The organism is Streptomyces sp. NPDC050145 (assembly GCF_044460245.1).
In the GTDB taxonomy this organism is placed as follows: Bacteria; Actinomycetota; Actinomycetes; order Streptomycetales; family Streptomycetaceae; genus Streptomyces.
In genome coordinates this window covers 85339-100025 of record NZ_JBITJS010000016.1, presented here as the reverse complement: position 1 = coordinate 100025, position 14687 = coordinate 85339, and the positions used below count along the sequence as shown (strand labels likewise).

At 71.4% G+C, this 14687-nt stretch carries 14 protein-coding genes and 1 riboswitch; of the genes, 3 read left to right on the top strand and 11 right to left on the bottom strand.

Going from position 1 to position 14687, the window contains the following annotated elements:
- The first annotated feature begins 27 nt into the window (after positions 1-27).
- The gene (locus ACIBTU_RS29240; protein WP_399129621.1) at positions 28-1146 is read left to right on the top strand and encodes an LOG family protein; all 1119 of its coding nucleotides are present in this window, start codon (positions 28-30) and stop codon (positions 1144-1146) included.
- A 201-nt stretch (positions 1147-1347) separates the two neighbouring features.
- Complete coding sequence (locus ACIBTU_RS29235; protein WP_399129510.1) at positions 1348-2037, top strand: LAETG motif-containing sortase-dependent surface protein; 690 nt, start codon at positions 1348-1350, stop codon at positions 2035-2037.
- 63 nt (positions 2038-2100) lie between these two features.
- Here ACIBTU_RS29235 and ACIBTU_RS29230 read toward each other — a convergent pair whose 3' ends face one another.
- The 10 genes from ACIBTU_RS29230 to rpsB form a co-directional block, all read right to left on the bottom strand.
- On the bottom strand, positions 2101-2913 hold the full coding sequence (locus ACIBTU_RS29230) for a maleylpyruvate isomerase N-terminal domain-containing protein (RefSeq protein WP_399129509.1): 813 nt from the start codon (positions 2911-2913) through the stop codon (positions 2101-2103).
- A 10-nt stretch (positions 2914-2923) separates the two neighbouring features.
- On the bottom strand, positions 2924-3973 hold the full coding sequence (locus tag ACIBTU_RS29225; RefSeq protein ID WP_399129508.1) for an ABC transporter ATP-binding protein: 1050 nt from the start codon (positions 3971-3973) through the stop codon (positions 2924-2926).
- Entirely contained in the window at positions 3973-5586 is a 1614-nt protein-coding gene (locus tag ACIBTU_RS29220; protein WP_399129620.1) for an ABC transporter permease, read from the bottom strand. Before ACIBTU_RS29220 ends, ACIBTU_RS29225 begins: the two co-directional genes overlap by 1 nt.
- 143 nt (positions 5587-5729) lie before the next feature.
- Positions 5730-6818 (bottom strand): thiamine ABC transporter substrate binding subunit, encoded by a 1089-nt coding sequence (locus tag ACIBTU_RS29215; protein WP_399129507.1) that lies wholly within the window; start codon positions 6816-6818, stop codon positions 5730-5732.
- A gap of 80 nt (positions 6819-6898) precedes the next feature.
- A riboswitch (TPP riboswitch) is annotated at positions 6899-7003 on the bottom strand.
- A 24-nt stretch (positions 7004-7027) separates the two neighbouring features.
- Entirely contained in the window at positions 7028-8134 is a 1107-nt protein-coding gene (rlmN, locus tag ACIBTU_RS29210; RefSeq protein WP_399129506.1) for a 23S rRNA (adenine(2503)-C(2))-methyltransferase RlmN, read from the bottom strand.
- A 79-nt stretch (positions 8135-8213) separates the two neighbouring features.
- Positions 8214-9479 (bottom strand): phosphatidate cytidylyltransferase, encoded by a 1266-nt coding sequence (locus ACIBTU_RS29205; RefSeq protein ID WP_399129505.1) that lies wholly within the window; start codon positions 9477-9479, stop codon positions 8214-8216.
- A gap of 32 nt (positions 9480-9511) precedes the next feature.
- Positions 9512-10069, bottom strand: coding sequence for a ribosome recycling factor (frr, locus tag ACIBTU_RS29200; protein ID WP_161301549.1), 558 nt, complete (start codon positions 10067-10069; stop codon positions 9512-9514).
- Between the two features lie 149 nt (positions 10070-10218).
- A complete protein-coding gene (gene pyrH, locus ACIBTU_RS29195; protein ID WP_399129504.1) occupies positions 10219-10986 on the bottom strand; it encodes a UMP kinase in 768 nt (255 codons plus the stop codon).
- Positions 10987-11156: 170 nt separating this feature from the next.
- Entirely contained in the window at positions 11157-11993 is an 837-nt protein-coding gene (gene tsf, locus ACIBTU_RS29190) for a translation elongation factor Ts (RefSeq protein ID WP_399129503.1), read from the bottom strand.
- A 150-nt stretch (positions 11994-12143) separates the two neighbouring features.
- Entirely contained in the window at positions 12144-13058 is a 915-nt protein-coding gene (rpsB, locus tag ACIBTU_RS29185) for a 30S ribosomal protein S2 (RefSeq protein WP_399129502.1), read from the bottom strand.
- 265 nt (positions 13059-13323) lie between these two features.
- Between rpsB and ACIBTU_RS29180 the strand changes: the two genes are divergently transcribed.
- Positions 13324-14031, top strand: a complete 708-nt coding sequence (locus ACIBTU_RS29180) for a murein hydrolase activator EnvC family protein (protein WP_399129501.1) — start codon at positions 13324-13326, stop codon at positions 14029-14031.
- A 23-nt stretch (positions 14032-14054) separates the two neighbouring features.
- On the opposite strand, the gene ACIBTU_RS29175 is transcribed toward ACIBTU_RS29180, so the two are convergent.
- Positions 14055-14612: a TetR/AcrR family transcriptional regulator gene (locus tag ACIBTU_RS29175; protein ID WP_399129619.1), complete on the bottom strand. Its 558-nt coding sequence runs from the start codon at positions 14610-14612 to the stop codon at positions 14055-14057.
- Positions 14613-14687: the final 75 nt, after the last annotated feature.

The following is a 14687-nucleotide window of genomic DNA, read 5'->3' as shown; positions in this document are numbered from 1 at the left end:
CCCTCACCACCTTCGGGTGAACCCGCCCTGCCCGGCGCGGCCCACGACCGCGAGATCGAGACGGTCGCCGAGTTCGACGAGGTGGCCGCGAGCGGTTCGATCGCCGGGCACCGGGTGCAGGCCGTCGACCTGACGGAGCGCACCGGGCGGCTGCTCGCCGTGGAGACGGCGGGCGCCCTCTTCCTCGGCTGCTCCATGACGCCGGAGGCGGCCCTGAGCGTGCGGGCCCGGGGCGCCCTGGTCTTCCCGCCGGTCCCCGGCCTCCCCTTCGACCCGTACCGCGGGCACCCCTACACGCCGGACGAGCTGTTCACGCATCTGGCCTCCGGCGGCTACGAGGCGACGCCGGACGCCCGCGCGTACGCCTGGTTCCAGCACACGAAGGCGGACGGCGACGTCTTCGCGTCGATGCTGCGCGCGATCCACGACGACTCGGTCTCGGACGCGCTCGACGAACTCCTCACCGGGGCACGGGTGGTGGGCGTCATGGGCGGCCATGCCATGGCGCGCGGCACGGAGGACTACGCGGAGGCCGCGCGGCTCGGCCGGACCCTCGCGCGGTCCGGTCTCACGGTGGCGACGGGCGGCGGTCCGGGCGCGATGGAGGCGGCGAACCTGGGCGCGTACGCGGCCCCGTTCGACGACACCATGCTCGACGAGTCGCTCGAACTCCTCGCCAAGGCACCGTCGTTCGCCCCGTCGGTCACGGACTGGGCGGCCGCCGCGTTCGAGGTACGGTCCCGGCATCCGCGCGGCGGCGCCTCGGTCGGCATCCCCACCTGGTTCTACGGGCACGAGCCGCCGAACGCGTTCGCCGAGCACATCGCCAAGTACTTCGCCAACGCCACGCGGGAGGACGGGCTGCTGGCCCGGTCGACCGCGGGCGTCGTCTTCCTGCCGGGCGCGGCCGGCACCGTGCAGGAGGTCTTCGACAACGCCACGCCCAACTACTACGAGTCCCGGGGCGAACCGACGCCGATGGTGCTGGTCGGCCGCGCGCACTGGACCGAGAAGCTGCCCGCCCGGCCGCTGCTTCGGGCGCTGGCGCGGGAGCGGTCCATGGAGCACCGGATCGCGCTCGTGGACACCCCGGCGGAGGCCGCCGAGGCGATCCGGGCCCTCGGGTCAAGCACGGGTCAAGACTGACCGGTCTTCACCGCACCGTATTGACGCTGCGTCACGGGCACTTGTAAACGTTTGGGGACCGTGAGGGTGCCGAGGCCGGAGCTGTGGCGTGTGCCGCGTGGTGCGCGCCTTTGGTGTGCGCCGCCTGGCACGCACCGTGACGCTCCCTCACCGCACCCCTCTTCTGTACGGCATCCCGTACTGATCCCGTGAAGGACAGCCGTGTCCGACTCCTCGTTCTCTTTTTTGTGGCCCCGCATATCCGCCCGTGCCGCCCGCTTCGCCGGTGTGGCCGCGGCCGCCTCGGCGCTGGCACTCGGCGCCGCCGGCACCGCGTCGGCGTGCAACATCAGTGAGTTCACCGCCGCCGCCGAGTGCACCGGCGAGCAGGGCGTCATCACCGTGGTCGACAAGGACCCGTCCGGCGTGCAGGCGACCGTCTCGGTCTACCTGAAGTCGGGCGGCGCCGAGAAGCTGATCGGCTCGCAGGACGTGAAGGGCACCCGCGAGGGCGCCACGCTCACGTTCAAGGAGGACTGGCAGCCGAACGCCACGTACCGCGTGCACGTGAAGGCCGGTGACCAGGTCGACGAGGACATCTCGCCGGAGCTGACCACGCCGGGCAAGGCCTGCGCCACCACCCCGGCTCCCTCGAAGCCGGCTCCCTCGAAGCCCGCCCCGTCGAAGCCGGCGCCTTCCAAGCCCGCGCCGAGCACCTCGGCTCCCGCTTCCCCCACCCCGGCCGCCCCGGCGCCGAGCAACTCGCCCGCCCCGGCGGGTAGTTCGGACAACCTGGCCGAGACGGGTTCGAGCTCGAACACCCCGCTGTTCGCCGGTCTCGCGGGGGCGCTCGTCGTCGCGGGCGGCGGCATCGTGTTCGCGCTGCGCAAGCGGGGCGCGGCCCAGCGCTGACCCTGCTCACCGCGTGCGGGGCGTCACCACCGGTGGCGCCCCGCCGTGCTGCCCCGGCCGTCCTCAGCCGAAGGTGGCGCGCTCCAGCCAGAAGTCCAGCAGCTCACGGTCGCCGAGGACCTCCAGGGCCGGGTCGTCGGGCGAGGCGCGGCGGTAGAACGCGAGGACCAGCTCGGTGAGGGGACCGCGCAGGGCGACATCGGCGCGTGCGTGCTCGTGGCTCCAGGCCAGACCGTCGTCGGCGAGGTCCAGGACCCATTCGGCGGGCGGGGCGCCGGCCGGGGTGTCGGTGGCGTGCAGGTGCAGCGTGCGGCCGCCGTGGCGCAGCTCGTTGGCGGTGTCCTCGGGGAAGCCCTGGGCGAAGCGCACGATCTCCAGCCACTCCTCGATCGTGTCGGCGGCCACCTCCCGCGCCACGTCGTAGTCGGCCTTGGCGGCGATCGCCGCGTCGGCACGGTGGATCACCGTCTCGTGGGTCATCCGGCGGGCCCAGAACGCGGCGTCCTGCCGCCAGGCCCAGGTCCACACGGGCTGTTCGGGTCCGGCGGCGCGCAGGGTGGCGGCGAGGAGCTCGGCGCCCTCGGCGAGCCAGGCGTCGAGCGCGGCCGGATCCTCGCTGTCCGGCCCGGCGAAGTGCGGCACCTGGTCCTCGGGGACGTCCTCGCCCGCGCGGGTCCGCACGAGGGTCTCGGCCCAGCGGTGCGCACCGCCGACGTGCACGGCGAGCTCGCGCAGGCTCCAGTCGGGGCAGGTCGGGACGGTGGTGGTGAGATCGGCGCCGGCCAGGTGCTGTCTCAGCAGCCCGGTCTGGGTCACGATCTCGGAGCAGTAGCGGTCGTGCGTGAGCGGGCCTCGGGGGTCCGTGTGGGTCGCCATGATCCCGACCCTACGGAACCGGTCCCCCGCCCAGCACCACGATTTCCGCGGCGTCGAAGGCGACGCCCACCTCGGCGCCCTGTTCCGGGGCCGACCGCAGCCCGCAGGCCGCTTCCAGCCGGGGCGCGTCCACGGGCTGCAACTGGAGCGCGACATGGGTGCCCCGGAAGGTCCGGGCGGCCACGGTGCAGGTCAGCTGGGCGTCGGCGGCGTCGACCAGCCGTACCCCTGTGGGACGTACGAGGATCTTCACCTGCCCCTGGGGGGAACCGGCGGGCACCGGGACCTTGCCCCACGGGGTGTCGGCGGCGTCGCCGGAGACGGAGACGGTCGCCTCGACGACATTGTCGAAGCCGAGGAAGCGGGCGACGAACTCGTCGGCGGGGCGCTGCCAGACCTCCAGCGGGGTGCCGGACTGGGCGATCCGGCCGTCGCGCATGACGACGACCCGGTCGGCGAGCGCGAAGGCCTCGCCCTGGTCGTGGGTGACGGCGAGGACGGTGGTGCCCAACTCGCCGAAGAGCTCGCGCAGTTCGACGACGAGGCGTTCGCGCAGGGAGCGGTCGAGCTGACCGAGGGGCTCGTCGAGCATGAGCAGCCGGGGGCGCGGGGCCAGGGCGCGGGCGAGGGCGACGCGCTGCTGTTCGCCGCCGGAGAGCGCGGAGACGGCCCGGCGCGCGGCCCCCGGCAGCCCGACGAGGTCCAGCAACTCCCCCACGCGCGCGGCCTGTTCGGCGCGCGGCGCACCGTGCATGCGGAGCCCGAACGCGACGTTGGCGCCCACGTCGCGCTGCGGGAACAGCTGGTGGTCCTGGAACATGAGGCCGACGCCCCGCTTGTGCGCGGGCACCCCGCGCTGGTCGCGCCCGCCGAGGACGATCCGGCCGCCGTCCAGCGGCTGGAGTCCGGCGACCGCGCGCAGCAGCGTCGACTTGCCGCTGCCGCTGGGCCCGAGGACGCACACGATCTCGTGCTCGGCGACCTCCAGGTCCACCCGGTCGAGCACGGCGCGCCCGCCGAACCGTACGGTCGCCTCGTCCAGAGCCAGTAGGGCCGTCATCAGAACTCCCCCGTCTGTGCCCGTGCGGGCCGGATGCGTTCGAGCAGCAGGAGGCAGACGGCGCAGACGACCATGAGGACGGTCGACAGGGCCATCGCCTGCCCGTAGTTGAGGTCGCCGGCGCGGCCGAGGAGCCGGGCCACGGCGACCGGCAGGGTCGGGTTGTCGGGCCGCGCGATGAACACGGTGGCGCCGAACTCGCCGAGCGACACGGCGAAGGCGAACCCGGCGGCGATCAGCAGCGCCCGGCGCACCATCGGCAGGTCGACCTCGCGCCAGGCCCGCAGCGGCGAGGCCCCGAGCACGGCGGCGGCCTCGCGCAGCCGCCCGTCGACCGCGCGGAGCACCGGCAGCATGGTGCGGACGACGAAGGGCACGCCGACGAGGGCCTGCGCGAGCGGCACGAGCCACCAGGACTGGCGCAGGTCGAGCGGCGGTTCGTCGAGGGTGATGAGGAAGCCGAAGCCGACGGTGACGGCGGAGACGCCGAGCGGCAGCATCAGCAGGGCGTCGAAGCCGCGGACCAGGCGTCCGGCCCGGCGCGTGAGCGCGGCCGCGGCGAGTCCGCCGATCAGCAGGGCGACGGCGGTGGCGGCCAGCGCGTAGCGCAGCGAGTTCCAGACGGCCTCGATGGGCGGCACGAGGAAGGTGCCGCCGTCGGCGTCGCCGAGCGCGCGGTAGTACGCGAAGCCGAAGCCGCCGGGGGCCTGCAGGGAGCGCTGGACGAGCACGCCGAGCGGCAGCAGGATCAGCACGGCGACCGTGGCGAGGACCAGGCCGAGCAGGGCGCGCTGCCCGGCGCCGCGCGGCGGGCGCGCCGTGTGCGCCGCGTCCACGAGCCGCAGGGCGCTCTCCCGGCGCCGCACGGTCCAGGCGTGCACGAGCAGGATGAGCCCGACGGCCGCGAACTGCACGATGGTCAGCACGGCGGCGGTGGACAGGTCGAAGATCTGCGCGGTCTGCCGGTAGATCTCCACTTCCAGCGTGGAGAATCCCGGGCCGCCGAGGATCTGTACGACGCCGAACGAGGTGAAGGTGAAGAGGAAGACCATCAGGGCCGCGGCGGCGACGGCGGGCCCGAGCGCGGGCAGCGTCACCTTGCGCCAGGCGGCGAGGCGGGAGGCGCCGAGCATCCGCGCGGCCTCCTCCTGGCGCGGGTCGAGCTGCGCCCACAGGCCGCCGACGGTCCGGACGACGACCGCGTAGTTGAAGAAGACGTGCGCGAGCAGGATGGCCCACACGGTGGTGTCGAGCCGGACGCCCCACAGGTCGTCGAGGAGCCCGCCGCGGCCGACGACCGCGAGGAACGCGGTGCCGACGACGACGGTGGGCAGCACGAACGGCACGGTGACCGCGGCGCGCAGCACCTGCTTGCCGGGGAATTCGAGCCGGGCGAAGACGTACGCGCCGGGCAGCGCGACGAGCAGGGTCAGCGCGGTGGAGGCGAGCGCCTGCCACACGGTGAACCACAGGACGTGCCGCACGTCCGCCTCCCCGAGCACGTCGAGGATCCGCCCGAGGCGCCAGACCCCGTCGACGTGCAGACCGCGCTCGACGATCGCGGCGACGGGGTAGGCGAAGAAGAGCCCGAAGAACACGGCGGGCACGGCCATGAGGCCGAGCCGCGCCGCGCTCCCCGTACGGAGCCGGCGCGGCCGGGTGCCGGCCTCGGCCTTGGCCTTGGCCTTGGCCTTGACCTTGGCCTTGGCCTTGACCTTGGCCTTGGCCTCGGACGTGACCTCGGCCTTGTCCGGGGTCACTTCCTGACGAGCGACGTCCACGTCTTGACCCACTCGTCACGGTGGTCCGCGATGTTCCGCGGGCTCATGGTGTGCGGCTTGTCGATCTCGACCGCGTACTTGGTGTAGTCGGCGGGCGCGACGGCGTTCTTCGCCACCGGGTCGACGAACATGTTGAGCGGCATGTCCTCCTGGAACTCCTTGGAGATCAGGAAGTCGAGGAAGGCCTTGCCGCCCTTCTCGTTCTTCGCCCCGTCGAGCAGGCCGGCGAACTCGATCTGGCGGAAGCAGGTGCCGGTCGCGACGCCGACGGGCGAGGTCTTGGGCTGCGGGTCGGAGTAGATCGCCTCGGCGGGCGGGGAGGACGCGTAGGAGACGACGAGCGGGCGGTCGCCGCCGGCCTTCTTGCCGCTGGCGCTGCCGGAGAACTCCTCGTTGTAGGCCTGGTCCCAGCCGCTGACGACCTTCACGCCGTTGGCGTTCAGCTTCTTCCAGTAGGACTGCCAGCCGTCGTCGCCGTACTGGGCGGCGCTGCCGAGCAGGAAGCCGAGGCCCGGGGAGGACGTCGCGGCGTCCTCGGTGACCAGCAGGTTCTTGTACGCGGGCTTGGCGAGGTCCGCGAAGGAGGCGGGCGGCGTCAGCTTGTGGTCGGCGAAGTACTTCTTGTCGTAGTTGACGCAGATATCGCCGGTGTCGACGGGCGTGACGCGGTTCTTGCCCTTGTCGAGGCGGTACTGGTCCGGCACCTGGTCGATGCCCTTGGCCTCGTAGGAGGTGAACAGGCCGTTGTCGAGGGCGCGGGACAGCAGCGTGTTGTCGACGCCGAAGAACACGTCGCCGACGGGGTTGCCCTTGGACAGGATCGCCTTGTTGACGGCCTGGCCGGCGTCGCCGTCCTCGACGACCTTCACCTGGTAGCCGGACTTCTTCTCGAAGTCCTTGATCACGTTCTTCGAGACGGCCCACGAGTCGTGACTGACCAGGGTGACCGTCTTGGAGTCCCCTGCGTCGCCGCCACCCGAGGACGACGACGAACCGCACGCGGACAGCGTGACGAGCCCGAGCCCCACGGCCGCGGCCAGGTACGCCTTCTTGTTCTTGCTCACTGGTTTTCCTCCTGGGGGTGACCAGGAAGAGACGCGGCCCTGCCCGGGCCTTTCCTACGGCTCCGGGCAGGGCGCAACAGCTTGAGTGGTGACCGAACTTCCTACCCAGAATGACCTGGGCAAGGTTCAGAGGGTCTGCGGCTCTGCCGCACTCTCAGCGCTGTGGCGCTCCCCTGTCGGAATATGAAGATGTGGTACTGCGGGCAAGGCTACCGCTCGGTGGCGGCGAGCTGTCCACAGGCTCCGTCGATCTCCTGGCCACGGGTGTCCCGGACGGTGACGGGGACTCCGTGCGCCGCGATGGCCTCGACGAACGCCTTCTCGTCCTCGGGGCGCGACGCGGTCCACTTCGAGCCCGGGGTCGGGTTCAGCGGAATCAGATTGACGTGCACGGGCTTCCCGCGCAGCAGCCGCCCGAGCCGGTCCCCACGCCAGGCCTGGTCGTTGATGTCCCGGATGAGCGCGTACTCGATGGACAGCCGGCGCCCGGACTTGGCCGCGTACTCCCAGCCGGCGTCGAGCACCTCCCGCACCTTCCACCGCGTGTTGACGGGCACCAGCGTGTCCCGCAGCTCGTCGTCAGGGGCGTGCAGCGAGATGGCCAGCCGGCACTTGAACCCTTCATCGGCGAACCGGTGAATGGCGGACACCAGGCCGACCGTCGACACGGTGATCCCGCGCTGGCTGAGCCCGAGCCCGTCGGGCTCAGGATCGGTCAGCGCCCGAATGGCACCCACCACGCGCTTGTAGTTGGCGAGCGGCTCCCCCATCCCCATGAACACGATGTTGGACAGCCGCGCCGGCCCGCCGGGGATCTCCCCGTCCCGCAGGGCCCGCATCCCGTCCACGATCTGGTGCACGATCTCGCCGGTCGACAGGTTCCGGTCGAGGCCGGCCTGTCCGGTGGCGCAGAACGGGCAGTTCATCCCGCATCCCGCCTGCGACGAGATACACATCGTGACCCGGTCCGGGTACCGCATGAGCACGGACTCGACGAGCGTGCCGTCGAACAGCCGCCACAGGGTCTTGCGGGTGGTGTCCTGGTCGGTCGACAGATGCCGCACGACGGTCATCAGCTCGGGCAGCAGTGCCTCCCGCAGCTTCTCGCGCGACCCGGCGGGGATGTCGGTCCACTCCGCGGGGTCGTGCGCGTACCGCGCGAAGTAGTGCGTGGACAGCTGCTTGGCGCGGAACGGCTTCTCACCGATCGCGGCGACGGCTTCCTTCCGCTCGGCGGGCGAGAGGTCGGCAAGGTGCCGCGGCGGCTTCTTGGCTCCGCGGGGGGCGACGAATGTGAGTTCTCCGGGCTTAGGCATGGCTGTACCAGTGTCGCAGACAAACGAGTGCGGGCCCGCCGCCCTGTGGACAACGGACCCGCACCGGGGAAAACGCAGGTCAGCCGGACCCGACGAACAGCACCAGCAGCAGCCACACCACCGGCGCCGTCGGCAGCAGGGAGTCCAGGCGGTCCATGATGCCCCCGTGGCCGGGGAGCAGCGTGCCCATGTCCTTGATGCCGAGGTCGCGCTTGATCATGGACTCGCCGAGGTCGCCGAGCGTCGCGGACGCGGCGACGCAGACACCGAGGACCAGGCCCTGCCACCACGTGCCGTCGTCCACCAGGAACTGCATGCACAGCACGCCCGCCACCATCGCGAACAGCACCGCGCCGAGCAGGCCCTCGCGGGTCTTGCCGGGGCTGATGCGCGGCGCGAGCTTGTGCTTGCCGAAGCGCCAGCCGATCGCGTACGCGCCGGTGTCGCTGACGACGGTGAGGATCAGGAAGGTGAGGACGCGCCAGGCCCCGTCGTCCGCGGTGAGCATCATCGCCACGAACGTCGCGAGGAACGGCACGTAGAACGCGGCGAAGACGCCCGCCGTGACGTCCTTGAGGTAGCCCTCGGGCGGCTCGGTCATCCGCCACACCAGGACGGCGAGCGCGGTCAGCGCCATCGCCACCCAGGCCCCCTCGGCCCCGCGCACGTACCCGGCGACGACCATCGCCGCGCCGCCCACGGCGAGCGGCACCAGCGGCGCCTTGATGCTCTTGCGCTCCTGGAGGCGGGAAGTGAGCTCCCACAGGCCGACGACGACGGCGACCGCTATCACGCCGACGAACACGGCCTTGACGACGAACAGCGACGCGATGATCACCGCGCCGAGCCCGACGCCGACCCCTATGGCCGATCCGAGGTCACGGCCCGCGCTCTTCTTCGGCTTCGGGGCCGGCGAGGGCTCCGGAGCGTCGGGGGCGGGCTGCGGGGTTGCGCCGGTCATGGGCTCCTGCGGCGTCTCGTCGCGGAACAGAGGGCCGCTCGGCCGAGCGGCCCCCCGGTCGTCCTGGCCACCGCCCGCTGGAAAAGCACCAGAGGGCACGTCAGGCATATCGGGCACGATGGGCATGGGCCGAGTCTCGCCAACCGCGTGCGGTTCGTACGCGGGACCCGCCGGAGCGGGCCCCGGGTCGTACGAGGGGTCGTACGCGGGGTCGTACGAGGGACCCGCGCCGTACGCGGCCCCCTGGTCGTACCCCTGGCCCTGCTCAGGGCCGGGCGCCTGGCCGAAGCCGGGCCCCTGGCCGTACGAGGCGGAGGCACCCTCGCCGTAAGGGGAGCCCCGGTGTACGGGCCCGGTCGGCGCACCCCAGGAAGAGTCGTTCACGGATTCCTCGAACCTCGATGTTCCGCGCTGGCTCAGACTTCGAGCAGCTCGGCTTCCTTGTGCTTGAGCAGCTCGTCGACCTGGGCCACGTACTTGGCGGTGGTGTCGTCGAGCTCCTTCTCCGCGCGACGGCCCTCGTCCTCGCCGACCTCGCCGTCCTTGACGGCCTTGTCGATGGCGTCCTTGGCCTTGCGGCGCACGGAGCGGATGGAGACCTTGCTGTCCTCCGCCTTGGTCTTGGCGACCTTGATGTAGTCGCGGCGGCGCTCCTCGGTCAGCTCCGGGAACGTCACACGGATGATGCTGCCGTCGTTGCTCGGGTTGACGCCGAGGTCCGAGTCACGGATCGCCTGCTCGATGTTGCGCAGGGCGCTCTTGTCGAACGGGGTCACCACGGCCATCCGCGGCTCCGGCACCGAGAACGAGGCCAGCTGGTTGATCGGCGTCAGCGCGCCGTAGTAGTCGGCCACGATCTTGTTGAACATCGCCGGGTGCGCACGGCCGGTGCGGATCGCGGCGAAGTCCTCCTTGGCGACCACGACGGCCTTCTCCATCTTCTCCTCGGCCTCGAGGAGGGTCTCTTCGATCACCACTTGCTCCTGCGTGTCTTGAGTGAGGCCCGGCGTGCACAGGGCGGCCGGCTGCGTCGTGTGTCTTCGGTCCTGCGCGGTCGTCGCACCAGACGGTGTCCGACCGGCAGGCCATTGTCCATCCCTCGCGGGACGCACGAGGGACGGGGTCAGGCGCGCGTGCCCTGCTCGCCCACGAGCGTCCCGATCTTCTCACCCTTGACGGCGCGGGCGATATTGCCTGCGGCGAGGAGCTCGAAGACGAGGATCGGGAGCTTGTTGTCCCGGCACAGGGTGATCGCGGTCATGTCGGCGACCTTGAGGTCCCGGGTGATGACCTCGCCGTAGCTGAGCGCGTCGAACTTCACGGCCGTGGGGTTGGTCCTCGGGTCCGAGTCGTAGACGCCGTCCACGCCGTTCTTGCCCATGAGCAGCGCCTCGGCGTCGATCTCCAGGGCGCGCTGCGCGGCGGTGGTGTCGGTGGAGAAGTACGGCATGCCCATGCCGGCGCCGAAGATGACGACGCGGCCCTTCTCCAGGTGGCGCACGGCGCGCAGCGGGATGTACGGCTCGGCGACCTGGCCCATGGTGATGGCGGTCTGGACCCGGCTGTCGATGCCTTCCTTCTCCAGGAAGTCCTGGAGGGCGAGGCAGTTCATGACGGTGCCGAGCATGCCCATGTAGTCGGAGCGCGCCCGGTCCATGCCGCGCTGCTGGAGCTCGGCGCCGCGGAAGAAGTTGCCGCCGCCGATGACGACGGCGATCTGTGCCCCGTCGCGGACGACAGCCGCGATCTCACGGGCGATGGCGTGCACCACGTCGGGGTCGACTCCCAGACCCCCGCCCCCGGCGAACGCCTCGCCGGAAAGCTTCAGCAGAAAGCGCCCCGCGCCTTTGCCGTCGTCGCTGTTGTCCTTGTCGGCCTGGGTGGTGGTCATGGAATCTCGCCTCTTCTGCTTGGCACACATACGAAGGAGGCCACTGCCGATGGGGTGGTTCGCATCCCATGCGCGGCAATGGCCTCCTCGTCACATCTGCGGTCGTCCGGCGCGTGCCCGGACGACTGCTGTCGACCCTAGCGGGGTCTCCCGTCGGGCGGGGTCCGGACTCAGATGCCGACCTTGATGCGCGAGAAGCGCTTCAGGGTGACACCGGCCTCCTGGAGGACCTTCTCGACGGACTTCTTGTTGTCGAGGGCGTACGGCTGACCGAGCAGCGTGGCGTCCTTGAAGAAGCCGTTGAGGCGACCCTCGACGATCTTCGGCAGGGCGGCCTCGGGCTTGCCCTCGGCGCGGGTGGTCTCCTCGGCGACGCGACGCTCGGTCTCGACGATCTCGGCCGGGACGTCCTCGCGGGAGAGGTACTTCGGCGCGAAGGCGGCGATGTGCTGGGCGACGCCCTTGGCGATCTCCGCGTTCTCCTTGTCCAGCTCGACGAGGACACCGATCTGCGGGGGCAGGTCGGGCATCGTGCGGTGCATGTACGCGGAGACGTAACCGCCGGTGAACTGCGCGAAGCGGTCCAGGACGATCTTCTCGCCGAGGTTGGCGTTCGCCTCGTCGACGAAGGCCTGCACGGTCTTGCCGGGCTCGATCTCGGAGGCGAGCAGCGCCTCGAGGTCGGCCGGGGAGGTCTTCGCGACGTGCTCGGCGAGCTGGTTGGCGACCGACTGGAACTTCTCGCCCTTGGCGACGAAGTCCGTCTCGCACTTCAGCTCGAGGATGACGCCCGAGGTGTTGTCGTCGGCGATGAGGGAGACCACGGCGCCGTTCTCGGCGGAGCGGCCCTCGCGCTTGGCGACGCCCTTCTGGCCCTTGATGCGCAGGGCCTCGACGGCCTTGTCGACGTTGCCCTCGGCCTCGTCGAGCGCCTTCTTGCAGTCCATCATGCCGGCGCCCGTGAGCTCGCGGAGCTTCTTGACGTCAGCGGCGGTGTAGTTCGCCATGATCCTGGTTTTCTCTCTACGAAGTCTGAGAAGTGTGCGTCGGAGGTCCGGGCCGAACGGGCCGGCCCGGGGCGCCTCCAGAGTCACGGGTGAACGGCGGGGGCCGCACCGGCCCCCGCCGTCACCTCATGAAACCGGTACCCGTGCGGGTCAGGCCTGCTCGGCGTCCGCGGCCGGAGCCTCGGTGGCGACCTCGGCGGCGACCTCGGCCTCGGCGTCGGCGACCTTCTCGGTCTCGGCGGAGGTCTGGACCTCAGCCTCGGCGGCCGGCTTCTCGTCGGCCTTCTTCTCGCCCTCGAGCAGGTCGCGCTCCCACTCGGCGAGCGGCTCGCCGGCGGCCTTCTCGCCCGGCTTCTGGTCGCCCGTGGCGGCACCGGAGCGGGCGATGAGGCCCTCGGCGACGGCGTCGGCGATCACGCGGGTGAGCAGGGTGACGGAGCGGATCGCGTCGTCGTTGCCCGGGATCTTGTAGTCGACCTCGTCGGGGTCACAGTTCGTGTCGAGGATCGCGACGACCGGGATGTTGAGCTTCCGGGCCTCGCCGACAGCGATGTGCTCCTTCTTGGTGTCCACGATCCAGACGGCGCTGGGCACCTTGGACATCTCGCGGATACCGCCGAGGGTCTTCTCCAGCTTGGCCTTCTCGCGCGAGAGCACGAGAAGCTCCTTCTTGGTGAGACCGGACGCGGCGACGTCCTCGAAGTCGATCTGCTCGAGCTCCTTGAGGCGCTGCAGACGCTTGTAGACGGTCGAGAAGTTGGTGAGCATGCCGCCCAGCCAGCGCTGGTTCACGTAGGGCATGCCGACGCGGGTCGCCTGCTCGGCGATCGCCTCCTGCGCCTGCTTCTTCGTGCCGACGAACATGACCGTGCCGCCGTGGGCGACGGTCTCCTTGACGAACTCGTAGGCGCGGTCGATGTACGACAGCGACTGGAGCAGGTCGATGATGTAGATGCCGTTGCGCTCCGTGAAGATGAAGCGCTTCATCTTCGGGTTCCAACGACGGGTCTGGTGACCGAAGTGGACGCCGCTCTCCAGCAGCTCCCGCATCGTGACGACGGCCATGGCCGTACTCCTCTGGTGTTCTCGGTTGTTTCCTGACGCCCCACCGCGTGCCTGCCGCGTACGCGCTGTCGCTCGTACGGGACCGATAGGCCGCTGACTCCGAAGGTGTCGGGGCGTGCGAAGTCGATCCGGTGGCCCGGATCGCCACAAGAAGTGTACGGGACCCGCGGAGATGCGGGTGACGCCGCTGTCCACAACCGGCCGGTAGTCCACGATTCGCCGCCATGATCCGCGCCGATCGGCCCGGAGGCGGATCGTCTGAGCCATGCGAACACTACTCAGCGTGATGCTTCTGCCGGTCCTGCTCCTGCTCGCGCCCGCCTCGGCACGGGCGGAGACGGCCGACCGGACCCCTGCCTCGAACATCTGGCCGGTGGGCGACCGCCCGGCGATCGTGCGTGACTGGTCACCGCCCGCCTCGCCCTACGGCCCCGGCCACCGCGGCGTCGACCTCGCGGCCCCCATCGGCGCACCGGTCCGCACGGTCGCGGCGGGCCGCGTCTCCTTCGCCGGCCAGGTGGCGGGCCGCGGCGTCGTCACCGTCGAACTCACCGACTCCGGCACCCCGCCGCTGCGCACCTCGTACGAACCGGTGGCGACATCGGTACGCAAAGGAGACCAGGTCGCAGCGGGCACCGCCCTGGGCACCCTGGAACTCCCCACAGGCCACTGCCCGCCGTCCGCCCCGTCCTGCCTCCACTGGGGCCTGCGCCGAGCGACGACCTACCTGAACCCTTTGACCCTGCTGTCCCCGACGGCCCTGCCTCCGACCCCGCCCCGCCTGCTCCCCCTCTGGGGTCCATGGCCCCTCAGCCTTGAGCAGCAGTCCGGCCCCGAGTACGCCTTCGGTCTACCTGGCCTTGGGCAGCTCCTCGGCCCCGGGTGCGCATGCGGTCGGCCCAGCCTTGGGCAGTCTGCCGCCTGGGGCGGCACGGGCGGGCAAGGCGGCACCCCGGCGCCGGGCGCGCCCTGAAGGAGGCCGAACGGAGGCGGGTCTCAGCCGGAGACGCCCCGCAGCACCATGGCGACCGCCGCATCGACGATCACCCCGGGCTCCTCCGCGGCCCCGAGCTCGATCCGCCGCACGGCCGCGTCGACAACCCCCTGCACGAGCATCGCCGCAAGCCGCGGCTCCTCGTGCCCCAACTCCCCGAGCGCCTCGACGATCATCGCGACGAGCCCGCCGTGCGCGGCCCGGATCTTCTCCCGCGCCCCGGCGTCCAGCTCGCTCGCCGAGATCGCGACGACGGCCCGGTGCCGCCGGTCCCCGACCAGCGCCAACTGCTCCCGCACATACGCCTCGACCTTGCCCCGAGGCGTCGCGGCCCGCGCCATCCCGGCCTCGACCTCCGCGGCCCACACCGGGAAGTCGACCGCGCACAGCTCCTCGACGACGGCCGCCCGGGACTTGAAGTACTCGTACACGGACGACCGCGCGAGCCCCGTCCGCTCGGCGAGCGCGGGGAAGGTCAGCGCCTCCGTCCCGCCCTCGGACAGCAGGGAACGCGCCGCGTCCAGAAGGGCGCCGCGCTGCATCGACCGGTGCTCGGCCACAGAGGCCGCTCGAATCCTTGGCACGCCTCCACTTTACGAGCGCGACCCCCGGGACGGGAGTGCCACCGGACACCC